Source organism: Streptomyces sp. NPDC058632 (genome assembly GCF_042717095.1).
In the GTDB taxonomy this organism is placed as follows: Bacteria; Actinomycetota; Actinomycetes; order Streptomycetales; family Streptomycetaceae; genus Streptomyces.
Genome location: NZ_JBHXQZ010000065.1, coordinates 24,306 through 46,790 on the forward strand (window position 1 = coordinate 24,306; position 22,485 = coordinate 46,790).

The 22,485-nt window shown below is 72.4% G+C and carries 19 protein-coding genes and 1 pseudogene; 9 read left to right on the forward strand and 11 right to left on the reverse strand.

All coding sequences use genetic code 11. From position 1 onward, the window contains the following. Positions 1-57 precede the first annotated feature (57 nt). On the reverse strand, positions 58-1,086 hold the full coding sequence (locus ACFWVE_RS23595; RefSeq protein ID WP_384017263.1) for a nucleoside hydrolase: 1,029 nt from the start codon (positions 1,084-1,086) through the stop codon (positions 58-60). Between the two features lie 263 nt (positions 1,087-1,349). Between ACFWVE_RS23595 and ACFWVE_RS23600 the strand changes: the two genes are divergently transcribed. Next, a complete protein-coding gene (locus ACFWVE_RS23600) occupies positions 1,350-2,159 on the forward strand; it encodes a hypothetical protein (RefSeq protein ID WP_384017266.1) in 810 nt (269 codons plus the stop codon). Between the two features lie 33 nt (positions 2,160-2,192). Here the strand turns inward: ACFWVE_RS23600 and ACFWVE_RS23605 are convergent, their stop codons facing one another. Further along, the gene (locus tag ACFWVE_RS23605) at positions 2,193-2,468 is read right to left on the reverse strand and encodes a hypothetical protein (RefSeq protein ID WP_384017268.1); all 276 of its coding nucleotides are present in this window, start codon (positions 2,466-2,468) and stop codon (positions 2,193-2,195) included. Between the two features lie 158 nt (positions 2,469-2,626). Between ACFWVE_RS23605 and ACFWVE_RS23610 the strand changes: the two genes are divergently transcribed. Continuing rightward, positions 2,627-2,794, forward strand: a complete 168-nt coding sequence (locus tag ACFWVE_RS23610; protein WP_384017271.1) for a hypothetical protein — start codon at positions 2,627-2,629, stop codon at positions 2,792-2,794. 222 nt (positions 2,795-3,016) lie between these two features. Here the strand turns inward: ACFWVE_RS23610 and ACFWVE_RS23615 are convergent, their stop codons facing one another. The 5 genes from ACFWVE_RS23615 to ACFWVE_RS23635 all read right to left on the reverse strand — a co-directional run bounded on the left by ACFWVE_RS23615 (position 3,017) and on the right by ACFWVE_RS23635 (position 10,159). Next, positions 3,017-4,459, reverse strand: coding sequence for an extracellular solute-binding protein (locus tag ACFWVE_RS23615; RefSeq protein WP_384017274.1), 1,443 nt, complete (start codon positions 4,457-4,459; stop codon positions 3,017-3,019). Then, entirely contained in the window at positions 4,459-7,191 is a 2,733-nt protein-coding gene (locus ACFWVE_RS23620) for a caspase family protein (RefSeq protein WP_384017277.1), read from the reverse strand. The genes ACFWVE_RS23615 and ACFWVE_RS23620 overlap by 1 nt, the downstream gene beginning before the upstream one ends. A gap of 4 nt (positions 7,192-7,195) precedes the next feature. Continuing rightward, complete coding sequence (locus ACFWVE_RS23625) at positions 7,196-7,558, reverse strand: hypothetical protein (protein ID WP_384017280.1); 363 nt, start codon at positions 7,556-7,558, stop codon at positions 7,196-7,198. Positions 7,559-7,692: 134 nt separating this feature from the next. Continuing rightward, a complete protein-coding gene (locus ACFWVE_RS23630) occupies positions 7,693-8,835 on the reverse strand; it encodes a hypothetical protein (protein ID WP_384017283.1) in 1,143 nt (380 codons plus the stop codon). A gap of 70 nt (positions 8,836-8,905) precedes the next feature. Then, on the reverse strand, positions 8,906-10,159 hold the full coding sequence (locus ACFWVE_RS23635) for a PP2C family protein-serine/threonine phosphatase (protein ID WP_384017286.1): 1,254 nt from the start codon (positions 10,157-10,159) through the stop codon (positions 8,906-8,908). A gap of 239 nt (positions 10,160-10,398) precedes the next feature. Here ACFWVE_RS23635 and ACFWVE_RS23640 point away from each other — a divergent pair, with 239 nt between their 5' ends. From ACFWVE_RS23640 to ACFWVE_RS23650, 3 genes are all read left to right on the forward strand, one after another. Beyond that, positions 10,399-10,839: a hypothetical protein gene (locus ACFWVE_RS23640; RefSeq protein WP_384017289.1), complete on the forward strand. Its 441-nt coding sequence runs from the start codon at positions 10,399-10,401 to the stop codon at positions 10,837-10,839. Positions 10,840-10,963: 124 nt separating this feature from the next. Beyond that, positions 10,964-12,028, forward strand: coding sequence for a hypothetical protein (locus ACFWVE_RS23645; RefSeq protein WP_384017292.1), 1,065 nt, complete (start codon positions 10,964-10,966; stop codon positions 12,026-12,028). Positions 12,029-12,074: 46 nt separating this feature from the next. Beyond that, a complete protein-coding gene (locus ACFWVE_RS23650) occupies positions 12,075-13,088 on the forward strand; it encodes an endonuclease/exonuclease/phosphatase family protein (RefSeq protein ID WP_384017295.1) in 1,014 nt (337 codons plus the stop codon). Between the two features lie 146 nt (positions 13,089-13,234). On the opposite strand, the gene ACFWVE_RS23655 is transcribed toward ACFWVE_RS23650, so the two are convergent. Continuing rightward, a complete protein-coding gene (locus tag ACFWVE_RS23655) occupies positions 13,235-15,331 on the reverse strand; it encodes a PhoX family protein (protein ID WP_384017298.1) in 2,097 nt (698 codons plus the stop codon). Positions 15,332-15,586: 255 nt separating this feature from the next. Between ACFWVE_RS23655 and ACFWVE_RS23660 the strand changes: the two genes are divergently transcribed. From ACFWVE_RS23660 to ACFWVE_RS23670, 3 genes are all read left to right on the forward strand, one after another. Then, on the forward strand, positions 15,587-17,041 hold the full coding sequence (locus ACFWVE_RS23660) for a VWA domain-containing protein (protein WP_384017301.1): 1,455 nt from the start codon (positions 15,587-15,589) through the stop codon (positions 17,039-17,041). A 181-nt stretch (positions 17,042-17,222) separates the two neighbouring features. After that, a complete protein-coding gene (gene metG / locus ACFWVE_RS23665) occupies positions 17,223-18,950 on the forward strand; it encodes a methionine--tRNA ligase (RefSeq protein ID WP_384017304.1) in 1,728 nt (575 codons plus the stop codon). A gap of 101 nt (positions 18,951-19,051) precedes the next feature. Next, positions 19,052-19,417: a PH domain-containing protein gene (locus tag ACFWVE_RS23670; RefSeq protein WP_384017307.1), complete on the forward strand. Its 366-nt coding sequence runs from the start codon at positions 19,052-19,054 to the stop codon at positions 19,415-19,417. Positions 19,418-19,675: 258 nt separating this feature from the next. Here ACFWVE_RS23670 and ACFWVE_RS23675 read toward each other — a convergent pair whose 3' ends face one another. Both ACFWVE_RS23675 and ACFWVE_RS23680 read right to left on the reverse strand, forming a co-directional pair. After that, a complete protein-coding gene (locus ACFWVE_RS23675; protein WP_384017310.1) occupies positions 19,676-19,885 on the reverse strand; it encodes a DUF397 domain-containing protein in 210 nt (69 codons plus the stop codon). After that, positions 19,882-20,755 (reverse strand): annotated as a pseudogene (locus ACFWVE_RS23680) (helix-turn-helix domain-containing protein). The gene ACFWVE_RS23675 and the pseudogene ACFWVE_RS23680 overlap by 4 nt, the downstream one beginning before the upstream one ends. Before the next feature lie 385 nt (positions 20,756-21,140). Here ACFWVE_RS23680 and ACFWVE_RS23685 point away from each other — a divergent pair. Beyond that, a complete protein-coding gene (locus tag ACFWVE_RS23685) occupies positions 21,141-22,037 on the forward strand; it encodes a hypothetical protein (RefSeq protein WP_384017313.1) in 897 nt (298 codons plus the stop codon). 253 nt (positions 22,038-22,290) lie between these two features. On the opposite strand, the gene ACFWVE_RS23690 is transcribed toward ACFWVE_RS23685, so the two are convergent. Beyond that, positions 22,291-22,485, reverse strand: a 195-nt coding sequence (locus ACFWVE_RS23690; RefSeq protein ID WP_384017316.1) for a hypothetical protein, incomplete at its 5' end; no start/stop codon positions are given.

A 22,485-nucleotide genomic window follows, 5' to 3' on the forward strand; every position in this document is an offset into this window, starting at 1 on the left:
CACACGGCCTGACCGCCCCGACCGCCACCTGGCCCCGATGCTTCCGGCAGCGGTGGTTCAGCGGGTTCCGCCGCCGCCCGCCTCGACGGTCTTCAGGTAGAGCTTCGCGTAGCGCGGGACGTCCACGTCCAGTCCCACGTCCACGAGGGCCTGCTCGCGCGTGCCCTCGTGGAGTTCGGACCCGCCGATGCGGGAGCGGCGGTCGACGACGGTCTGGCCGCGGGCCGGGCCGGGGGCCAGGGAGACCTCGACGGGGAGCCGGTAGGTGGTCAGGCCCTCCGGGTCGACGACCGCGCACAGCGCGCCCGCGTCGCCGAGTCCGCCCGCCGCCCCGCCGGGGCCGCCGGGGGCGGCGTGAACGGCGGTGCCGCCGGTGCCGCCCGCCGTGGTGCCCGGGGCCGCAGGGCGGTGGGCGAGCAGGTCACCGGCCAGGCGGGTGCCCGGTTCGGAGCTCGCGCGCAGCCTGTGCACCTCGGCCGCCGGGACGACGACCCGGTTGAACACGTCCAGGCCGTACATCGTGGTCGGCACCCCGGCGGTGAGCAGGATCGCGGCGGCCTCCGGGTCGTGCCAGACGTTGAACTCGGCGACCGGGGTGGCGTTGCCGGCGCCCGCCGCGCCGCCCATGAACACGATCCGCCCGATGTTGCGGGTGACCTCGGGGTGCGTCCGCAGCAGCAGGGCGATGTTGGTCAGCGGGGCGGTGGGCACCAGGGTGACCGGGCGTGGGGAGGCGAGGATCTCGTGGCGCAGCAGGGTCACCGCGTCCACGTCGGCCGGGGTGCGCCGCGGGGCGGGCAGGCCGAGGTCGCCCATCCCGTCGCGGCCGTGGACGTGGGCCGCGGACCGCGGGGCCTCGACCAGCGGGCGCTCGGCGCCCCGCGCGACGGGCACGGCGGGCGCCCCCGCCGTCTCCAGCACGGTGAGGGTGTTGCGTACGACGCCGTCCACGTCCGTGTTGCCGGCCACGCAGGTCACCGCGCGCAGGTCGATCCCGGGGTGGCGGACGGCGAACAGCAGGGCGAGGGCGTCGTCGACACCCGTGTCGCAGTCGATGATCACCGGAATGGGCAGACCGTTCGGCACGGCGAGGACTCCTTCGAGGGCGGGGCGCGGGGGGCGGGGGTCGGAGGCTGGGGTGCGGCACACAGGGGCGGGCGGGAACGGGGACATTTTCCCCGGTCGTCCTCACCCGGACGGACCGCCGCGCTGGTGGGGCGGGCGGCGCGGTGATGCCGTATGAGCACGTGTCGCCGCCCCGGACCCGAATCCGGACCCCGGCCCCGGGCGGCCGGTGCACAGCCAGCCGCAGCCACATCCACAGTCCGGCTCCACCAGGAGGCACTCCGATGACGCATGCCCCGGCCGCCCGCGCCCTTCTCGCCTCCGTGCTGTCGGTGTCCGCGCTGCTGACCACGGCAGCCTGTTCCGTCCTCGGGAACGACACGGCCGGGCCGGCGGCCCCGGCATCCGCCTCGGCCACCGCTCCCGCCCCGCCCGCCGCCTCACCGGTCGCCGAGCCGTCCTCGTCGGCGTCGCCCGACTCCGGGCTGAGCGAGGAGCAGCTGCGGGCCGCACTGATCACGGAGACGGACCTGGGGCAGCCCTGGGTGCCGACGCGGGGCGTGGCCACCTGGCGGGACGGGTTGCTCAAGTCGAGCACGAAGAACGCCGACTGCCGGCGTCTGCTCGACGTCCTCTACACCGAGGAACTGTTCGGCACGTCGGCCGGGCCGCGGGCCGTGGTCGCCCTGGACGACGCCTACAGCGGCGCCCAACTGCGGTACCAGGTGGCCGCGTACCGGCCCGCCGAGGTGGACCGCACGCTGAAGTGGCTGGGCGGACTGCCGGAGAAGTGCGGGGAGTTCACCGCCACGGCCAGGAAGGACGGCGTCCAGAAGGTCGAGGTCGACGCGCTGGCGCTGCCGGAGACCGGGGACGCCCGGCAGGCGCTGCGGATCACCATGACCGGCGAGACACCCGACCATCAACTGACGCGTCTCACTCTGGACCTGGCGGTGGTCCGGGTCGGTGAGGAGACCATCACCCTCACCAACGGCGGCTTCGGTGACGTCGCGTCCGAAGTCACCCAGGTGATCGTGGAGTTCGGCACCAACCGGCTGACGGAGATCCAGAAGCAGGGCCGGGTACGGGTCTGACCGCCACGGGCCCCACCGTCACGGGCCCGGCCGTCACGTCAGGCGGTCCACGGCCTGCTTGGCCTCGAGCAGGCCGGCCCCGGTGGCCTCGCGGTAGGCCTTGACCGCCTGGACCGTCTTTCCCTCCCGCGCGAGCGCGACGATCCCGTCCTCGCCCGGAATCTCCTCGCGCAGGTCCAGGTGCTGCAGCACCAGGTCGAGTTTGCGTTCAAGGCGCGCGATGTTCCGCTCGGCCCGGGAGACGTTGTTGTGGAGGGTCAGGATCCCGAGGATCACGACGAAGACGAGGAAGAGCACGGCTATGTCCATGGCCGGCAACCTTAGGGAATCCGTCGGGACTTGCCCACCCGCGCCTTCGGGATCGGCCAACCCCCTTTGTGCCCCTTGCCGTTCGAGTCCGGCAGCCCTTAGGTTCATCCGCGGATTCATCCTGCCCCACCCGTACCCGTCGCTGTTGCGAGGTCGCCGTGCTGGAACGCATTCGCACCACCAGGCGTTACGCGAGAGGCTTCGTCGCGGCTGTCGCCGCGGTCACCGCACTGGTCCTGGCAGCCAACGCGGGCCCGGCCAAGGCCACCCACCCCGAGGAGCCGGACCACCGCACCACAAGTCCGGTGGAAGCCGCCGTCCGCTAGGGCCTGTCCGGCGGATCATGCCGAAGACGTGGAATCCGGCACGCCCGTCCGCGGCGTTGTCGTCGGTTGCCGGCTCCCCCGGGCTCCCGGCCCCGCCCGAGCGGGGAGGGGCCCCATCGCGTCGGCGCCCTCCTCCGCCCTGCGGCCGAACGCACCGGACCCCACTCGCCCCGGCCGGACGGACACCGCCGACCGCCTCCGACCCGATCCGCCGGACAGGCCCTAGTGCGGGAGCGCCTTGCGCAGGGCCTTGTCCAGTTGTTCGGCCAGGTCCTCGTCCGACGGCACGCCGTCGCCGTGCAGCGGGCCGAGCCGCGTGGTGAACGTCTGGGTGAACGCGCCGTACAGCGGGGTCCTCGGCCGGTGGACCGCCTTTTGCAGGGCCGGCAGGAGGGTGTCGCGGGCGTAGGCGGGGCGGCCGCCCGCGTCCCGCGGGACCGGGTCGGCGCCCTCGCCCGTGGGGGACGCCGAGGGCCCGGGGCCGACCGCGGTGCACCGCTCGCCGTCCCCGCTGTCCTCGTAGGCCGAGGTGCGGGTCGCCGCGAAGCCCGCCTCCAGCAGGCAGCGCTCGCTCTCCTTCCCGGTGAGGAACCGGATCAGCTCGGCCGCCTTGCCCTTGCGCTGCGACACACCGGTGACCGCGAGGTTCTGCCCGCCGAGCACCGCCCGGCCGGGCAGCGGGGCGACGCCGAGCTGATCCTCGGAGAAGGTCCGGTACAGCGTGCGGTACTCCGACGGCCAGTGGCGCAGGAACGCGGTGCGCCCCTCGGCGAAGTCGCTCAGGGACGCGTCCTCGTCGGAGGAGTGGGCGTCCTGGAGGGTGTACGCCGTCTCCGTGCGGCGCCGCAGCTCCGCGATCCCGTCGGTCAGCTCGTCGACGTCGCCGGTGTAGCGGCCCTTCTCGTCGACCAGCTCGAGGTCCGGCACCGCGGACGCGAACGCCTCCACCGCGTTGACCGTACGGCCCTCGTAGGCGGCGAGCTGGGTGGTCCAGCCCTTCTCGTAGGTGTCCGGGGCGGTCTGGGCGTCCAGGGCCTCGACGAGGCCCCGCAGCCCGTTCCAGGTGAGGTCGTCGCCGAGGTCGGGGCGCTCGACTCCGGCCCGCTTCAGGTGGTCGCGCCGGTAGTACAGCAGGCCGACGTCGCTGTTGAACGGCACCGCGTACACCTCCCCGTCCCACCAGGCCGTGCCGGCCACGGAGGGGATGATGTCGGCGTCGACCAGGTTCCGGGGCAGCGGTTCGATCAGGTCCGCGGTGGCGAACTCCGGCACCCAGGTCACGTCCAGGTTGACCACGTCGTAGGCGGCGCTGCGGGACTGCAGGGCGCCGAGCAACTGGCTGCGCTGTTCGTCGGCGCTGCCGGAAAGCTCCACCAGGCGGGCCCGGAAGCCGGAGTTCCGCCGCTGTTCACGGAGGTTCCAGGCGTCGATGAGCTGCTGGCGTATGCCGTTCTTGCCGGTGACGTCCCGGCCGCTGGCGACCACGATGTGGCCGGTCACGTCGCCCGGAGCGGCGGACCCGGCGGCGGTGCCACCGCCGCCACCGCCTTCGTCCGTGCCGCGGGTGCCTCCTCCGGTACAGGCGGCGCAGACGACGACCAGCAGCAGGGCGAGCAGCGGGGCCACCGGCCCGGCGGTGGGGCGTCGGGTGCGGTTCCGGGTCATCATTCCTCCCCCGTTCCCGTGCGGGCGACCTCGTCGCGCAGGGCCGTGCCGGGGTCGTCGCCGCTGTCCAGGCAGCGCCCGCCGCTCGCGTCGGCGATCTCGCGGTCCGGCCGGCCCGGGTCGCAGCCGCCGTTCGTCAGGGACACCACGGTCACCGGCACGTCGGACGTCCGTGCTCCGGAGAGGACGTCGCCCAGACGGTCCCGGGAGAGCTGGTCGCTGTCCTCACCGTCGGTGATGTACACGATCATCCGCGGCCGGCTGTCCGTCCCGGACGGTTCCATCGTGTCGAACGCGGCGTCCAGGGCGTCGCGCGGGTCGGCCTCGGCGTCCCGGACCCGGGCGCGGGCGTCGAGGGTGCGCTCGGCGTCGGCCCGCCGGTGCGGACCGAGCCGCAACAGCGTCTCGTACGGCCGGTCGCCGGTGTCCGCCACCGCCCACACTCCGTACTCGTCCTGTCCGCCGAGGCCGCCCAGCGACTGCTTCAGCAGTCCGGGACCGCCGCTCGGCCCTTCCCAGAGGTCCGTCATCGAACCGGAGCTGTCCAGCAGATAGAGCACCCGTCCCGGGCCGCCCGCCTCCTTGTACTCCTTCAGGGCAGCCTCCATCGCGTCCCGCCCGGCGAACCGTTCGAGCACGGAGGGGGCGGCCAGCACGCCGTCGACCTCGGTGTCCGGGTCCATCAGCTCCCATTCGTACGGACGGCGGAAGCCCGCCCCGGCGAACACCGCTTCGCCCTGCGCACCGCTCAGCCAGTTCCGGAAGGCGGCGACCGACGCGTCACGGGCCTCCCCGTCCCGGTCCGCGCCCTGCCAGCGGACCCGTACGAACACCGGCGCCACACCGGGGACGTCCATGGGGTACTGAGCCATGCGGGGGGTGCGCGTGGTGCTGTCGCAGCCGACACCGCTGCGCATCAGGAACTCGGGTACCAGGGCGGCCGTGTGGTCGTCCACCTCCTCGTCGTCGGGCAGGGTGCACAGCAGCTCCGCGGCGGTGGGGGAGGGCGGGCCCGGCTGGGCGACCAGGTGTTCGGCGGCGCCGACGGGCACGTCCGAGCCGTACAGGCCGATCGTGGCGAGCAGTCCGGCATCGGTGAACTCCGGGTCGGGGCGCCGCACCACGGCCTTCTCGTCCCGCTCGGACAACTGCTCGATCATGCGGGTCAGGGGCAGGCCGGTACGGCCCTCCAGGTCCTCGGCGGCGATGGCCTGCGGGACGGCCAGCACGACCGGGGAGTAGGCGAGCGGCTTGTCGGCGGCCTCCGGCACGGCCACCGCGTCGGTGTCCTGGCCCTCCACGACCCGGGCGACGTCGGCACGGGAGGCGGGGATCCAGATGTCCGGCTGCGGCCCGATGTCCCGCTGCGGGTTGAAGCGGTCGGTGTCCACGTCGTGGGGCTCCCGCCAGGCGCCGGTCTGCTTGCGCAGCGCGGTGACCACGTCGGAGGAACCGGCGCTGTAGACGGTGATGCCGGTGCGCCGGCAACCGTCGTCCAGGGTGTTCGCCGCCGAGGTCAGATGGGCGTCGGCGGCGGCGCGGATCGTCGGCTCCAGGTCCGGGTCGGTCAGGACGCGCAGCTCCAGCGGCGGGGCGCAGACGGTGGCGGTGCCGCCGCTCCGGAGGTGTCCGACGAGCCCGAGGACGCCGTAGGTGCCGGCGGTGAGGAGGCCGAGGGAGAGGAGGCCGAGCAGGAGGACGGTCCAGGGGGTGCCCCGGCGGCCCCGCCGGCCCGTCCTGCCCGTTCCGCCCGCCCGTCGGCCCGTCCGGTCCCTCCCGGGGAGGCCGCGAAGGTGGCCGAGGAGCCGGACCGTGAGCGGGGCCCGTGGTGGGCCGGTGGCGTCGGGCGCGGGCGGGGGGACGGGCGTATCCGGGTCCGCGCCGCTTCTCTTCGGGTGCGGGTGCGGGTGCGGGGCCGCGTCCGGGTGCTTCTCGGGGGAGCTCTTCGCAGGGTGCTCCGCCGAACCCTCCGGCGTCTTCCGCTCCGGCGCACGCGGCTTCGCCGCCAGCAGGACGTCCTCGCCGGGTTCCGCGCGCCACTGCGGCTCCCACGCATCGCCGCGCACGGTGCTCAGGCCTCGGGCGGCCATCCGTTCCCGCATCCGCTCGGAGAGGTCCAGGAAGCCCGTTCCGCCCTCCTCCTCGAGGAGCCGGACGAGTTCGGCGGTGTACGGCGTCGGCGTCCGCGGGTCGCCCGCGTCGATACGGTGGTTGGCCTGGACGCTCATCATCAGCAGCAGGCGGTGCTTGTCGCTCAGGGTCTCCCGGACCCAGGCCGCGTTGCCCGCGAAGCAGCAGTCCAGGATCACCACGATCCGCCGGGCCGGGCTGGTCGCCAGCATCGTCAGCACGGTGGTGAAGGGCTCCGCTCCCGGGAACACCGCGTGCCCGCCCGCGACCACGCTCGCGTTGCGCATCTGCAGGAACAACTCGTCGCCCGCGCTGGGGATGGCGCCGTGCCCGGCGAAGTAGAGCAGCAGCACCCCCTCCGCCTCCGCGGCGGCCGAGAGCAGCGCCCGCTCGAAGTGCTCCAGGGACGGCGAACGGGCGACCGTGATCTCGTGCTCGCCGAACACCCGTCCACGCGTCAGTACTTCACGCAGGCGGTTCACGTTGTGCTTGACCGCCGGGAGGTCGCCGGGCACACCGTGCGGCGGCTCCGTCAGGTCGTACTCGGACACGCCGACCAACAGCGCCCTGTTGGGCAGCCCTCGCGGGTCGAGACGGATCACCGGCCTACCTGTCGTCGAGGTTCACCGGCTCGACTCTGCCCTGGGGCGGTTCGCCGTCCTCGACGTCGCGCCGGTTGGCCCGCCAGGCCGACACGGCCCTCTTGACCTGGTCGAGCAGCTCCGTGGCGATCGCGCCCGCACCCGCACCGACGATCAGGACGACGATGTCCATCCCGAGACCCATCGGGGCGCCGGACTCGTCCGTCCTCGGCCGCTCCTGGATCTGCAGACCGCCCGCACGCACCCGTTCGTCGAGCGGTTTCTCCCGCTCCAGCCACTTGCGCAGCGCCCCGATGTCGCTCGCGCTCGCGGTACCGTCCAGCCGGATCCGAATGCCCTGGTTGGCCACACCATCCCCCTCAGCCATAACTCACCATCATGGCACCGCCGTTGCCCCATGGGGAGGGTTGGGCAACGGTTGCGTCCTCCCGGGCGGAAGTGGAAGGGCACCGGCCGGTACGGAGGGGGCGGGAGCGGGTGCGGCCGGGCACGTCACTCGGTTCAGTTCTGTGTCTGCAACTGGCTCAGCTGCCGCCGCACATGGTCCAGGGCGCCTTCCCGTCGTCCGGGTACGCGGCTGCGCAACTCCGCGAGCAGCAAGCCCAGTTCGCGGGCCCGTACCGGGTCGCCGATCCGGCCCCACTGGTGGTGCGCCCGGTCCACGGCCGTCTCGACGGCGGAGGCGTCCACCGCCTGGCCGGTGTTGAGGCGTGCGGCCGCCACGGTCAGCCAGATGTGACAGCTGAGCGCCGCGTCCCCGGCCAGCATCGCCAGGTCCGCGCGGACCTCGGACCAGTGCAGCGCCTCCTCGGAGGCGGGCCCGTGGGCGAGGGCGGCGTTCTGCTCGTGCCGCGCGGCGAGCGCGTGGGCGTCGGCGTGGCGGCCGGACCGTACGGCCTCCGTGATGACCGTGTGCGGGTCCCCCGGCACGGGTCCGGGTCCGCTCCGTGCCAGGACGAATCCGGGGTGCGCGCCCTCAGCGGCGGCCCGGGCCAGCGCCTGCTGGTGCAACTCCTCGTCCGGCGGGCGCCTTCCGCTGCGCAGCAGCGTCGCGACCGCCTTCATGTACGCCGGTTCCGCGACCGTACGACGGGAGGAGCGGGAGGGCGGCGGCGCGATGCGGCCGTAGACGGCGGTGTCGCGGCCGGAGTCGAGCGCGGGCGGGAGCGCGACCGGGCCCGGGTCCGGCGCCGGACCCGGCGGCTGCGCGGTGCCGATGCCCAGTGCCTGCCAGGTCTCCTGGTCCGCGTGCAGGTCGAGGATCAGCGTCGTGAGGCCCGGGGGGCGCAGCCGCAGCTCGTCCCGGAACCAGTGCCACGGGAACGCCGTGTAGCGCACGGTCGACGCGGTGGTGCGGGCCAGTGCCAGATGGGGCAGGCGCTGGCGGCGGTCGAGCAGCAGTTGCCCCGCGACGTACAGGGTGAGCGGTCCGGGGGCGGTCGCGGCGGCACGCAGCCGGGTCAGGACCGCCTGCGGGTCCAGCGGGTCGGCGAGCTCGACGACGTTCGCGGTGTCCGTGCCGGACAGGACGGCGGGCGGTACGGCGGCGAGGACGGGGAGCACGGACGACGCGTCCACCAGCCGTCCTCTCCCCAACGGCGAGGACGCCAGCAGCAGTACGGTGCCGGGTGTGGTCCCGGGCATGTTCCCTCCCCTGTCGATCACGACCCAGAGCAGCACCGTAACCGGTGCGGGTGCAACAGGAGGTCTCGGATCAATGAACGTCCCACTTCGGGGCGTTCGCCCCCGGCCCGTCGGTCCGGCGCACCGCGAAGGCGGTGGTGTCGTCGTTCAGGTGACCGCCGCTGTGCCGGAGCGTCCCGTCCCGTACGACGACGGCCAGCCGCGCCGGTTCGGCGGCGCGCGCGTCCCGCGCGACCGCCCGGGCCACGTCCTCGGCGAGCGGGTAGAACGTTCCGTCGGCGTCGCGTGCCTCGGTCACGCCGTCGGTGACCACCAGCAGCGTCTCGTCGGCGGCCAGCGGCAGCCGGTGCACGCGCACCGGTACGGGGTCCAGCTCGCGCAGGCCCAGCGGGAGCCCGCCGGTGACCGGCAGCGGCCGTACGCCGCCGGGACCGACGACCAGCGGCGGTTCGTGGCCGAAGACCACGGCCTCCACCATCCCGGAACCCGCCGTGCCGGAACCCGCTGGGCCGGAACCCGCCGCGCCCGGCCGGTCCGACGGGAAGCTCAGCAGCACGGCGGTGGCGAAACGGTCGCCCTCTGCCCGGTCGAGGGCCGCGGTGTAGCGCCGGTGCCGCAGCATCCGCTCCTCCAGGTGCTCGGCCACGACCGCCAGTTCCGGCTCGTGGAAGCCCGCCTCGCGGAACGTGCCGAGCAGCGCCGCCGCCGTCTCCACCGCGCCCAGCCCCTTGCCCTGCACGTCCCCGACCAGGACCCGGGTGCCGTTCGGGCCCGGCTGGATGTCGTAGAAGTCGCCGCCGACCCGGGCACCGGCGTCTGCGGCGAGGTAGACGCCGGCGTGCTCCAGACCGCCCCAGGACGGCGGCAGGGGGCGCAGCACCGTCCGGCGGACCGTGTCGGCGACGTCCCGCATGTGCAGTGCGCGGCGCTCGCCGCGCACCCGGACCCCGCACGCCAGCGTCGACAGGGCGCCGCCGACGGCGACCAGGATGAAGTCGGGCATCCCCGTCCGGAACTCGTGCGGCCAGGCGTTGTCCACGAGCGTGAAGGTGGCGATCGAGAGGACTCCGAACACGGCCGTGCCCCACACCCCGCAGATCGCGACCGCGATGCCCGGCACCAGCACGATCCAGGAGACGATCCGGAACTCACCGGTGGTGTGGTAGTCGACCACGGCGATGGAGACCAGCAGCAGAAGCGGCGGCACCCACGCGACACTGCGCCCCCGGACCTGCAGCATCTCGTGCCGGTGCACGACGTTCCGGCGGCCGGTCCGGGGGTACCGCCGGTCGAGCGGGCCGAGTCCGCTGCTGCCCTGGCGCACCGCCCCAGCGAAACACGCGGGCGCACGACCCGCATCCGTTCGGTACGGAATGCGGGAAGGGACGCGGGTCCGGGAAGGGACGCGGGTCCGGGAAGGGACGCGGGTCCGGGAAGGGACGCGGGTCCGGGAAGGGACGCGGGGGTGAAGGCAGAATCAAACGCACGTTCGGGTGGCCGAGTTGCCGGGCGACCCGCACGGGTGTGCGCTGGAGGCGGGGGCGAGGAGAGAGGAGTGCGCCCATGGCTCATGCGGCACCCAGACCCCGGATCACGTCCAGGCGGCCGGGCGGCATCCGCGTCTTCAGCGAGCGGGCCCATGCCGCCGCCAAGCTGGCGGTGCCCGTCGCCCTCGGGCTCGTCTACGGCTACTGGGCGGCGGCAAACCGGCGCGAGGGCGGTCCCCTCACCGGCTGGAACATCCTGTTCGGCTTCCTCACCGCGCTGGCGTTCGCCGTCCTGTGCATGGCCCTGCTGAGCGTCGCGCCGAGGCTGCGGCGCGAGGAGCACGCCGTGCTGTGGGGCGCGTTCTCCGGCACCGCGATCGGCTTCCTGGTCAACCAGGCCGATATGAGCGTGCTGCGGTCGACGGCGCTGGGCCTGGCCGTCGCGGCGAGCGTCTTCGCCTTCCTGTTCTACCGGTACTACACGCACGAGGATGCGATGGGTCACCGCATCGAGTGAAGCGGCCGTCCCTCCGGTCCGACGGGCGCAGAACGCAGAGCGCGGGCATCCGGGCGGCGGCCCCGGTACTCCGGATGCCCGCCCTGCGCTCGCGCGTGCGTCGCCCCGCGCCTTGCCTGAGGGGATGCCTCCTCACGCCGTACCGCCCGAACCGCCGGAATCGCCCGCACCGCCCGCACCGTCCCGCCGCGAACGGACGCCCGCGCGCCTGCGCGACGCCCTGTCGGCGGCGCTCGTCGTCCTGGCGTGCCTGCTCGTGCCCTGCGGTGCGCTCGCGGCCTGGGCGGTGCACGGGCTGGCCGACACCGGACGGTACGTCGGCACCGTGGCGCCGCTGTCCGCCGATCCCGCCGTGCGCGACGCGGTCGCCGACGCCGTGGGGGACGGGGTCGTACAGGAGCTGGACGCGGGACCGGGGCGCGACCTGGCCGGGCCGTTCGTACGGGACGCGGTCCGCTCGTTCACCCGCACCGAGGCGTTCGGCACGGCGTGGGAGGCGGCGAACCGGGCCGTGCACGACGCGGTCCTGCACGCCCTGCGCGACGGCCGGGCGGTCCCCGGCCCGGTCACCGTCGACCTCGCGCCCGTCACCGCCGAGGTGAAGCGGCGACTCGTCGCCGACCGCATGCCGTTCGCCGACCGCATTCCGGTCGAACACACCCGGGTCGCGGTGGTGCCGGCGACGGAGGTGGCCGGTCTTCGGACGGGGTACCGGCTGATGGACGCCGCCGCCTTCTGGCTGCCCCTCGCGGCCGTCGTCCTGGCCGTCGCCGGGATCGCCGTCGCCGTCCGCCGCCGCCGCGCGCTCGCCGCGACCGGGCTCGGCATCGCCCTGGGCGGCGGCCTGCTCGCCGTCGCCGTCGCGGCCGGCCGCCGGCTCACCCTGGCCGACGTGCCCGAGCCGGTCCACCGCCCCGCCGCGGGCGTGGTCTACGACGCCCTCACCGCCACGCTGCGTACCGCGTCCTGGACACTGTTCGCCCTGGGCCTGACGGTGGCCCTCGCCTGCCTGCTGACCGGACTCCGCGGGCGCGGACCCGCCGCGGTACGGCGTGGGCGGGCACGGCGTCCACGGACCCGCCGGGCGGAGGCCCGAACCGGTGTCGAGTCGTCGTCACCGGCGTCACCGGCCTGTGACGAGGCGCGGAGCGGATCGCCGCAACCTCCCGTCGTCGGCCCTCGTCTTTGAGGGAGGATCTTCACGGACCGATCCACCGCGAGCGGAAGGCCGGACGTTGGACACTGCGACTGCCGGAACGGCCGAGTGGGCGGACACCGGGGAAGGGCCAGGACGCCGTAGCGCGAAGCGACGGTTCGGCAACTGGTCGGCGGCGCTGCTCTTCGCCGGGGTGAGCGTGATCGTCGGCTGCCGGGCCGTCGGCACCGACGCGGTCACTCCCGTGCCCCAACTGCTCGCGTTCCTGCCCTGGCTCCTCCTACCGACCGCCCTCGGGCTGCTGTTCACCGTGCTCGCCCGGTGGTGGACCGGCGCGGTGTGGGGCGTCGCCCTGCTCGGGCTGCTGGCCTGGTTCATCGAGCCGTACGGGAAGACCGGTGTGCCCGTCGGGCCGCCCGTCGCCGAGTTCCGGGTGATGACGTCCAACGTCGAGTTCGGCCGGGCCACCGACGGACTGGTCGACGCGGTGCGCCGCCTGAAGCCGGACGTGGTGTTCGTCCAGGAGTGCGAGTACACCTGCGACGCGCGGCTGCGGCGGGAACTGACGTCGGACTACCCGCACCGCCGGGCCGTGACGGGCGGCGGCTCCGAGGGCTCCGTCATCCTCAGCCGCTTCCCGCTCAAGGGCACCGACGGCGTCCCCGGCAGCAGCATGGGCATGCCCGGCGCCGTCGCCGACGTCGACGGGCACGCCGTACGGCTCCAGCTCGCCCACCCCATGCCGCCGATCCCCGGCCAGGTGGACGTCTGGGAGCGGGAGCTCGGCCGGCTGCGCGACGTCGTCACCGCCGACCCGACGGCCCCCGTGGTGCTCGCCGGGGACTTCAACGCCTCCCAGGACCACGCCGCCTTCCGGCGCCTCCTCGACTCCGGGCTCGGCGACGCCGCGCGGCTGGGCGGCGCCCACCGGGTCCCGACCTGGCCGGCCAGGACCGCACCGAGGTTCGGCGTCCAGATCGACCATGTACTGGTGTCCCGGCAGTTCGCCGCGGACCGGCCCCGCTTCCTCGACCTTCCCGACACCGACCACCGCACCCTGGTCGTCGACCTCGTACTGCACCGCGACGGCTGACCGCGGGCCGGCGTCCTGCCGCCCCCGGAAACGGCGGACGGGGTGCAAACGCCCCACCGGGAGCCCGCACCCCGCCCGTAACCGGTTCCGTGACCGATGACGAACCCGGAACCGGTTGTCCGAATCCGTCTCCCTACGGGGCGACCTCAGACACCGATGTCCCGGCCGTCCTTGCGCCACACGGCGACCACGGCGGGCCGGGGGTAGGTGCCGGGTCCGTCGGGCCAGGTGCTGCCCGGGTTCTCCGCCGACGCACCGTCCACCTCGCCCGGGTGCTGCACGGCGACGAGCACCCGCCGGTCCTGGACGATCGGACCGCAGGTCTCCGCGCCCTTCGGCACGGTGAGGAACTGCTTCAGCTCACCTCGGCGGTCACCGCGCGTGGCGACGCCGAAGAGTCCGTCGTGCGAGCCGAGGGCGGCGCCGTCGGTGGAGATCCACAGGTTGCCGTGGTCGTCGAAGGCGACGTTGTCCGGGCAGGAGATCGGGCTCACGGAGTCCTTCGGGAAGCCCGCGAAGTACGTCGCCGGGTCCTGCGGGTCGCCCGCGACCAGGAACAGCGACCAGGCGAACCGGGTGCTCTCCGGCCGGTTCCAGCGCTCGGTCAGCTCGAGGACGTGGCCGTGCTTGTTGGCGTTGCGCGGGTTGGCCTCGTCCGCCTTGGGGTTCGAGCCGACGCCGCGGTTGGTGTTGTTGGTCAGCGCGACGTAGACCTTGCCGGTGACCGGGTTGGGCTCGACGTCCTCGGGGCGGTCCATCTTGGTGGCGCCCGCCTTGTCGCCGGCGAGCCGCGTGAAGACGAAGACCTCCTCGGCGGTCATGCCGTCGACGTGCGAGACGGCACCCTTGGCGGTGGCGGTGGCCAGCGGGATCCACTCGCCGCTGCCGTCGAACTCGCCGTCCTTCGGGAGCTTGCCGGTGCCGTCGATCTCGATGGCGGGCGAGTCACCGGTGATCCTGGCGACGTAGAGCGTGCCCTCGTCGAGCAGCGTGAGGTTGTGCTCGCGCGCGGCGCGGCTGTTGCCGTGCTTCATCCGCTTGCTGCCGACGAACTTGTAGAGGTAGTCGAACCGCTCGTCGTCACCGGAGTACACGACCGGACGGCCGTCGTGCGTCAGGCGCACGGTCGCGCCCTCGTGCTTGAAGCGGCCGAGCGCGGTGCGCTTGCGCGGGACGGAGTCCGGGTCGTACGGGTCGAGTTCGACGACGTAGCCGAACCGGTGCGCCTCGTTGGGCTCCTGGGCGAGGTCGAACCGCTTGTCGAACCGCTCCCACTTGCGCCCGGTGGCGCCGGTGCCGATGCCGTACCGCTTGTCGGTCGCGCTGCTGCCGTTGGCGAAGTACTGGTTGAAGTTCTCCTCGCCGTGCAGGGTCGTGCCCCACGGGGTGGTGCCGCCGGCGCAGTTGTTGAGGGTGCCGAGCACCTTGCGGCCGGTCGGGTCGGCGGAGGTCCTCACCAGGTCGGACCCGGCGGCGGGGCCGGTCAGCCGGAACTCGGAGGTGGCGGTGAGCCGCCGGTTGAGGTGGTGCCGGGTGACGGGCGTGAGCTTGCCGCTCCTGCGGTCCTCCTCGACGACGACGATGCCCAGACCGTGCGCGGCCCAGCCGATCTCCACCTGCTCGCGGGTGGGGTTGTCGGAGTCGTAACCGCGGAACATCAGGACCTCGTCGCTGTACTCGTGGTTGGCCACGAGCAGCTGCCGGTCGCGCTCACCCTTGAGGGGGAGCAGCGCGAGGAAGTCGACGTTGTACCCGAACTGCCCGGCCTGCGCCTTGGCCGTCTGGTTCTCCGGGTCGAAGGCGGGCGCGCCGCGCAGGATGGGCTCGCCCCAGCGGATGACGACGTTCTGGCCGTAGCCCTCCGGCACGGTGACGGCGTCGGCGGTGTTGGGCGCGACGGGCGTGAACCGCAGACCGCGGGCACCCTTCGACTTCTGGCTCCCGTGGCCGTTTCCGTTCCCGTGGCCCCCCTTGCCGGCGACGGGGGCCGCCTGGGCGTCGGGGGCACCGGCGAGGTTGACCGCGCCGGCACCGGCCGCGACGACCGTGACAGCGGCGGCGGCCCGCATCATCGACCGGCGGCTGAGGGCGTCGGAGATGACGTCACCGACGTATTCGTTGGAGCTGGTGTTGGGCACCTCGTGGAAGCAGGCGTCACCACACCGGAAACGGCAGGTCAGGGCGGACCGGCCGCCAGGGTGCGAACTGGACGGCGTCCCGATCAACGGAAGCAGCTTGCGCACGTGTTCTCTCCTTGGATAACCGGGGTGTCAGCGTGACCGTAGGAGTACATATGTGCGGCAGCCGGGCGCCAGGGTGAACGGAAAGTGAACCTGCGGCAGAACAAATGGAGTTGCCGGCATCACGACATGATCATCTACAGGGGCCGAATGGTGCCCTTGACACCCTGCCCAAGATCACCCACAAGGGCCGCTAACCTTACGTGTCCGTCCTGGCCAGGGATCGACGGGCTACAACTCACGCGAAGGGTTGCGCACATGGGCATTCTCACTCTCCTGCGGAACGCGTTCGGTCGGTCACGCAAAGCGAGCACGGCGGAGGCGGAGGGTGCGGCGCCGGTCGCCGAAACGGACGGTGCGGAGCAATCCGCCCGTCCGGACGCCGCGACCGCGGCCACCCCGACGCCGCCCGAACCGGCCGACGAGTCCACGGCGGCCGAGGCTTCGGCCCCCCGGCTCCCGTCCCCCTCCCCCGAACCGACGCCGGAGGCCACCACGGCCTCCGTCCCGGAACCCCGCAACGACGAACACGACCTCGTCTCAGCGGCCTTCAACAACGTCACGCCCCCCACCTCCACCTCCCCGACCCCGGAACCGAAGGCAGCCCCCGAGCCCGCAGCCGAAAAGCCCGAGGCGGAGCCGAAGGCGGCAACGCCCCCCGAGGCCGAAGCGGCCCCCGAGCCCGACGCCGAACCCCAGGCCGAAGCCACCCCCGAGCCCGAGCTCAAGGCCGACGCCGAGGCGGACGCCGACCTCAAGACCGCGGCCAAGCCCGAGGCCGAAGCCGAGCCCGAGCCGGAAACACAGCCGGAACCCGCGACCGAGGCCGCCCCGGAACCCGAGCCGGAGCCGACGTCCGAGCCGGTGGCCGAGGCCACCCCGCAGGCCGAGCCCGAGCCGACGCCGGAGGCGGAGGCGCAGTCGGCCCCCCAGCCCGCGGCCGCCGACGACGAGGACGCCCCTCAGGGGCCACCCGCACCCGACAACGAAAGCCGCACGGGTGGTGCGGGTGGGAACACCACCGAGGCCGAAGGCGAAGCCGAGGTCACCCCCACCACACCCCCCACCGCCCCGGAGGCGATCCGCACCGCCTACGAAGCGGCCGCCGCAGCCCTCGCGGAGCACAACCTCACCGGCACCCGCGCCCACGTCTACCTGGTCCTCGACCGCTCCGCGTCGATGCGCCCGTACTACAAGGACGGCTCCGCACAGGCCCTCGCCGAGCAGACCCTCGCTCTCGCCGCCCACCTCGCCGCGGACCCCGAGTCCGTCACGGTCAAGGTCGTCTTCTTCTCCACCGAGGTCGACGGGACCGGCGAGCTGACCCTCGCCGACCACGAGAACAAGATCGACACCCTGCACGCGTCCCTCGGCCGTATGGGCCGGACCAGCTACCACGCGGCGGTGGCCGAGGTTCTCGCCCTGCACGACAAGGCGGCCCCCGGCCCCGGTGCCCCCGCCCTGGTGGTGTTCCAGACGGACGGCGCCCCCGACGCGAAGACCCCCGCGACCCAGTCCCTCACGGAGGCCGCGAAGACCCACCCCTCCGTCTTCTTCTCGTTCGTCGCCTTCGGTGACCCGGAGAACAAGGCGTTCGACTACCTCCGCAAGCTGAAGACTCCGAACACGGCCCACTTCCTCGCCGGCGAGTCCCCGTTGGAGCTCACCGACAAGGAGCTCTACGAGGCCGTACTGAAGTCCTGGCGCCCATAGCCGCAGCCCTGCCCCACAGCTGCGGCCCACAGCCGCGACCCACAGCCGCGGCCCGCAGGCGCGACACTCACGGGCATCCCACGCCGCCCGCTTCTCATCCCCCAAAACGAGAAGCGGGCGGCGTACCCGTGTCGGCTACGATTTGGAGGTTCCGTACGTTTCAACCCGGGAGCAGCCTCCGATGGCTCGACACCTCATCACCAGCGCCCTTCCGTACATCAACGGGATCAAGCACCTGGGCAACATGGTGGGGTCCATGCTCCCGGCGGACGTCTACTCCCGTTACCTGCGCCAGCGCGGCCACGACGTCCTGTACATCTGCGCGACGGACGAGCACGGCACCCCGGCCGAGCTGGCCGCGAAGGAGCAGGGTCTGCCCGTCGACGTGTTCTGCGCGCAGGCGCACGACGCGCAGAAGGCGGTCTACGACGGCTTCGCCCTCGCCTTCGACCACTTCGGCCGCAGCTCCTCGCAGCAGAACGTGGAGATCACGCAGCACTTCGCCCGCCGCCTCCGGGAGAACGGGTTCATCGAGGAGCGCGCGATCCGCCAGGTCTACAGCCCGGCCGACGGCCGCTTCCTCCCGGACCGCTACGTGGAGGGCACCTGCCCGCACTGCGGCTACGACAAGGCGCGCGGCGACCAGTGCGAGAACTGCACCCGCGTGCTGGACCCGACCGACCTGATCGACCCGCGGTCGGCGATCTCCGGCTCCACGGAGCTGGAGGTCCGCGAGACCAAGCACCTCTTCCTCCTCCAGTCGAAGCTCCAGCACGAGGTCGAGGAGTGGGTGGCCCGGCACGAGGAGGAGTGGCCGCAGCTGGCCGCGTCCATCGCGCGCAAGTGGCTGACCGAGGGCCTGCACGACCGCGCGATCACCCGCGACCTGGACTGGGGCGTCCCGGTGCCGGCCGACACCTGGCCGGAGCTGGCGGCCGAGGGCAAGGTCTTCTACGTATGGTTCGACGCCCCGATCGAGTACATCGCCGCGACGAAGGAGTGGGCGGACTCCGCGCCCGGCGGTGAGACGCGCGACTGGAAGTCGTGGTGGTACGAGGCGGACGACACCGTCCGCTACACGGAGTTCATGGCGAAGGACAACGTCCCGTTCCACACGGTGATGTTCCCGGCCACGCAGCTGGGTGTCCGCGAGCCGTGGAAGAAGGTCGACTACGTCAAGGCCTTCAACTGGCTGACGTACTACGGCGGCAAGTTCTCCACCTCGCAGAAGCGCGGTGTCTTCACCGACCAGGCGCTGGACATCCTCCCGGCGGACTACTGGCGGTACTTCCTGATCGCCAACGCGCCGGAGTCGGACGACGCGTCGTTCACCTGGGAGCACTTCACCGCCACGGTGAACAAGGACCTGGCCGACACCCTGGGCAACTTCGTCAACCGTGTCCTGTCCTTCTCGAAGAAGCGCTTCGGCGAGGAGGTCCCGGCGGGCGGCGAGCCCGGCGAGGCCGAGAGCAGGCTCGGGGAGGAGATCGCGTCGCTCCTCGCGGAGTACGAGTCCCAGATGGAGGCGCTGCAGTTCCGCAAGGCGGCGGCCGCGCTGCGCGCCCTGTGGTCCGCGGGCAACTCCTACCTGGAGGAGAAGGCCCCCTGGCTGGAGATCAAGACCGACCAGGACGCCGCGGCCCTCACGCTGCGTACGGCGATGAACCTGATCCGCCTGTACGCGGTGGTGTCGGAGCCGTTCATCCCGTCGACGTCGGCGGCGATGCGCCAGGTCTTCTCCCTGACCGGTGACACCGCGACCTGGGCCGGCGCCGAGGAGGCCCGCACGCTCACCTCGGTCCCCGCCGGTACCCCCTTCACCGTCCCGCCGGTCCTGTTCGCCAAGCTGACGGACGACGACCTGGAGGCGTACAAGGAGCGCTTCGGCGGCGAGCCGCAGCCCGCGTAACGGCCCCGCACCACCGACGTCAGGGCCCGGGAACAGAGGTTCCCGGGCCCTGACGCGTTCGATAGCGTCTCGGGAGATCACTTCACGCAGGGGGAGCATCCATGGCACTGTTCGGCAACGCGCACAGCATCAACCCGTCGCAGGCGCAGCAGGAGTACGCCCGCCTCCTGGGCCAAGGCGAGCAGGTGCACGCCGCCTACCTGCTGATCCGCGACACCATCCTCTTCACCGACCGCCGGCTGATCATGATCGACAAGCAGGGCATCACCGGCAAGAAGACCGAGTACCACTCCGTCCCGTACCGCAGCATCACCCACTTCGCCGTCGAGACGGCCGGCACCTTCGACCTCGACGCCGAGCTGAAGATCTGGATCTCCGGCACGCCCACCCCGGTGCAGAAGACCTTCACCAAGGGCGTCGACATCTACGAGGTCCAGGCCATCCTCACCCAGTTCGTGGCCCGCTGACCCGCACTGAACCCACCGCCCCCACCACGACCACGGACCAAGAAGGGGCTGCACATACCGGAGGCAAGGCGGCGGCGGGCTGCGGCTCATAAGGCAAAGGCGCGGGCCACTGCGCACAGCCCCCGGCGCGCCACCGAAGACTTCGCCGACGACGGCCTCTTTCCCAACTCCGACGCGCTGTTCTGAGCCGCACACCCACGCGCCCCGCATCCAGCGACAACCAGGTGCGGGGCGATGCGCAGGTGAGCAGGTGAAGGGTCAGCTTCCCGACACGTCTGCCACGAAGTCCGCCCGCGCATGGTGCGTAAGCACAAGCTGAGGGCCCTCCATGTTCTTGGAGTCGCGGACGTGCACCACGTCAGGGGCCTTAGCCGTCTCGATGCAGTCGTTGCCGTCACCACTGCTGCTGCAACTGCTCTTGAACCAGACCAGCGCTGGACTGTCTTGGCCGGTGGAGGTACTGATCATGTCTCCCCAAGCATCTGCTCGATGAGGGTCCGCGACTCTCGGGGCGTGAGAGCTGCGCCCGGATCATGCCATAGCGCAGTTCAAGGATCCTGAGCTGCTTCGGCTCGGACACCGGGCGACCGCTGAACGCACCTTCGAAGCGCCCCACCGCCGTGCCGTCCGGAAACTTGAGCACCTCGATCAGTCCGCCCGTGCCGAAGTGGTCCTCGCAGTCAGTCGGCATCCCCTGAATCGAGACGTTCAGCAACTGCCCAAGCTCCAGCAGGCGTTCAAGTTGCCGCCGCCAAACCACTCTCCCCCGACCGGGCGGCGCAGCGTCACCTCTTCCTGGACAAAACTCGGCGTCGGTGCCGGTGACCGTTCCAAGATCGAATGACGGGCCATCCGCGCGGCCACCATGCGCTCCGTTTCCTCATCCGAATAGGCAGGAAGCCAGGCATCGAAAAGTGCCCGCATATGCTCCTCGGTCTGCAACAGACCGTGGATGTTGTGGTTGCTGTACAGCGCCACCTCAACCGCCTGCGCCTCCCGCTTCCCGAGCTCCCGCACCCTCTTCGGATACCGGACCTTCTTCACGTCCTCCCAGGCCGCCGCGATGAGCCCGTCCGCGTCCAACACCTCGTCGGCCCTGTCCAGGTACTCCTGCCGGGGAATCCGCTTCCCGCCCTCAACCTTGCAGACCAGGTCCTCCCCATACTTGACCGCCGCCGCGAAGTCGGCGACCCGCATCCCCACGGTCTCCCGCCGCAGCCTCAACTGCCGTCCCACCGTGGCGAGAAGAGCCACGCCCCACTCGTCGTCCGGGTCCACCTCCCACCCCGGCTCGCCCGCCTCGGTCCGGAGCCGTACCCCCTCGCCGTCCACCGACATACCGCACTCCTCTGTCGTTCCGCCGTGCCGTAACGCCCGTACTCGTAAGCCGGTTTCCGACGGTCCGGACAGCGGCCGACAAGCTTCGACAGTCACCCTGCGTACCGACACCGTCACTGCTCACGGTAAGCACGCCGGGCCACGCCCGGTCACGTGAACAGCGAAAAGTCCACCCCACTTCTCTCACCCGCCGGCCAGTACCCGGCGCCCGCCGGAGACCGGCTCGCAGCCGCCTTCACCCGTCCAGGTGAACATCAACAACTGCGCTCCCGTCGGGCCTGGTCACAGGCCTACGCTCTCCACGGAACACGCATCGGCATGTGCCAGAGGCATTGTCTTTTCCATCCTCACCCTCACCCTCACCCTCACCCTCACAGGAATCCGTATGGTCAGCTCGCCCCACGAGGCGATGCACCGCATCTTCCAGGAATATCCGGGCCTCTTCTCCGGGGTCTCCGAGGTGCTCGGCGTCGACTTCCCCCCGCCCACCTCGGTCACCGTCCTGCCCAACGACCTCACCGAGACCAGCCCCGTCGAACGCCGCGTGGACACCCTCCTGCGGCTGGAGGCGGAGGACGGCGAGCCGCTGCTCCTCGCGGTCGAGGCCCAGGGCGGGAAGGATCCGGACAAGCCCGCCAGCTGGGCGTACTACGCCTCGTACCTGCTCACGAAGTACCGGCTGCAACCGCTGCTGCTGGTCGTCTGCCAGGACCGGGCCACCGCGGAATGGGCCGCGCGCGAGGTCAGCTTCGGTCCCCGCCAGTGGCCCCTGCTGACCCTGCGGCCGCTGGTCGCGGGACCGCACAACATGCCGGTGATCACCGACCCGGCCGAAGCCCGCAAGGATCTCGCCCTCGCCACGCTGGCCGCGATCACGCACGCCGCGCATCCGGACGCCGGGGCCATACTCAAGTCAATGACGACCGTTCTGCGGGACACACCGCAGAGCATCGCCGACCTGATCATCGAACTCATCGCACAAGGCCTGGGCAAATACCCGGCCGCACACCTGTGGAGGCAACTGGTGGCCGTGGACCTCTCCTTTTACAAGTCACCCCTCTCCGAGGAAATCCGCGACGAGGGCCGGGCCGAGGGCCGGGCCGAAGGCGAGGCGCGCCGTGCCGCCGAGGACGTCCTGGACATCCTGGAAGTACGCGGCATCGACGTCCCCGAAGCGGTCCGGGAACGCGTCACCGGCTGTGGCGACCCCGAGATCCTGCGCCACTGGCACCGGCGGGCCGTCACGGCCCCGACGGCCGAAGACATCTTCGCGGACGAGTAGTCACGGCTGACGGAGGGACCCACCTTCGCCGCCAACGGATTCCTCCCCCTGGGCCGGTACTCCGTCTCCCTCGACGAAGCGGAGTCCATACTGGTCAGCGCACCGGAATTCCGCGACTCCGCGACGCGCACGGCGCTACCGGCGCGCGGCTACCTGGAGGTGCGACTGTGACCGGCGACAGCTGGCGCGAGCACAGGCGCGCGCTCCTCCGAGACGCCCCGGCCGAGGCCGAGCGCTCCGCACGTCTCCTTGATCAGTTGGACACCGAGGACCGGGACGACGAGGAGATCGAGGCGGAACACCGCGCGAGCCGGCCGGCGGCGGCGCAGGAGTACGCCCGCGCGCCCGGCTCGACGAGGAACTGCAGCTCAGGCGGACCGGACCGGACACCGATCCCGCATCGCCACACGCGAGGGGCCCGGAACCGATAGCGGTATCGGTTCCGGGC

What these genes read in the sequence shown, in the direction of transcription:
- ACFWVE_RS23675 (WP_384017310.1), bottom strand. Translation starts at nt 19,885, where the DNA reads ATGATCAGTACCTCCACCGGCCAAGACAGTCCAGCGCTGGTCTGGTTC.
- ACFWVE_RS23615 (WP_384017274.1), bottom strand. Translation starts at nt 4,459, where the DNA reads ATGACCCGGAACCGCACCCGACGCCCCACCGCCGGGCCGGTGGCCCCG.
- ACFWVE_RS23630 (WP_384017283.1), bottom strand. Translation starts at nt 8,835, where the DNA reads ATGCCCGGGACCACACCCGGCACCGTACTGCTGCTGGCGTCCTCGCCG.
- ACFWVE_RS23685 (WP_384017313.1), top strand. Translation starts at nt 21,141, where the DNA reads ATGGTCAGCTCGCCCCACGAGGCGATGCACCGCATCTTCCAGGAATAT.
- metG (WP_384017304.1), top strand. Translation starts at nt 17,223, where the DNA reads ATGGCTCGACACCTCATCACCAGCGCCCTTCCGTACATCAACGGGATC.
- ACFWVE_RS23645 (WP_384017292.1), top strand. Translation starts at nt 10,964, where the DNA reads ATGCCTCCTCACGCCGTACCGCCCGAACCGCCGGAATCGCCCGCACCG.
- ACFWVE_RS23640 (WP_384017289.1), top strand. Translation starts at nt 10,399, where the DNA reads ATGGCTCATGCGGCACCCAGACCCCGGATCACGTCCAGGCGGCCGGGC.
- ACFWVE_RS23600 (WP_384017266.1), top strand. Translation starts at nt 1,350, where the DNA reads ATGACGCATGCCCCGGCCGCCCGCGCCCTTCTCGCCTCCGTGCTGTCG.
- ACFWVE_RS23660 (WP_384017301.1), top strand. Translation starts at nt 15,587, where the DNA reads ATGGGCATTCTCACTCTCCTGCGGAACGCGTTCGGTCGGTCACGCAAA.
- ACFWVE_RS23625 (WP_384017280.1), bottom strand. Translation starts at nt 7,558, where the DNA reads ATGGCTGAGGGGGATGGTGTGGCCAACCAGGGCATTCGGATCCGGCTG.
- ACFWVE_RS23670 (WP_384017307.1), top strand. Translation starts at nt 19,052, where the DNA reads ATGGCACTGTTCGGCAACGCGCACAGCATCAACCCGTCGCAGGCGCAG.
- ACFWVE_RS23605 (WP_384017268.1), bottom strand. Translation starts at nt 2,468, where the DNA reads ATGGACATAGCCGTGCTCTTCCTCGTCTTCGTCGTGATCCTCGGGATC.